Source organism: Shigella sp. SIG3 (assembly GCF_053555855.1).
In genome coordinates, this window is record NZ_JBQZXE010000344.1 from 1 (window position 1) to 344 (window position 344).

1 protein-coding gene is annotated in these 344 nt (G+C 39.5%); it reads left to right on the forward strand.

Annotated features, from left to right (window positions below):
* Positions 1 to 162: 162 nt before the first annotated feature.
* The coding region (locus ACUU1I_RS21340; RefSeq protein ID WP_256084336.1) for a hypothetical protein at positions 163 to 344 on the forward strand (182 nt) is incomplete at its 3' end.

A 344-nucleotide genomic window follows, 5' to 3' on the forward strand; every position in this document is an offset into this window, starting at 1 on the left:
ACTGCTTAAAAAAAGAACAAATGGTAGTGTCCGCTATTGCCAGTACACCTCAACATTCCACCATGCATTACGATTAACGCCGCATAGCCAGTTGAACTTTGCTACTTTGTGAGAGGTAGTACCTTCTATCCAGTGCGAATTTAATTAATGGAATAAATGATTATGAGTGAAAATGATACAATCCCAAAGAAGTCTACAAGTCAGATTAACAAAGCGGTATTCTTTACATCTGCTTTGCTAATTTTCCTTCTTGTCGCCTTTGCCGCCGTATTCCCGGATGTCGCCGACAAAAATTTTAAACTACTTCAGCAACAAATCTTCACGAATGCCAGCTGGTTCTACAT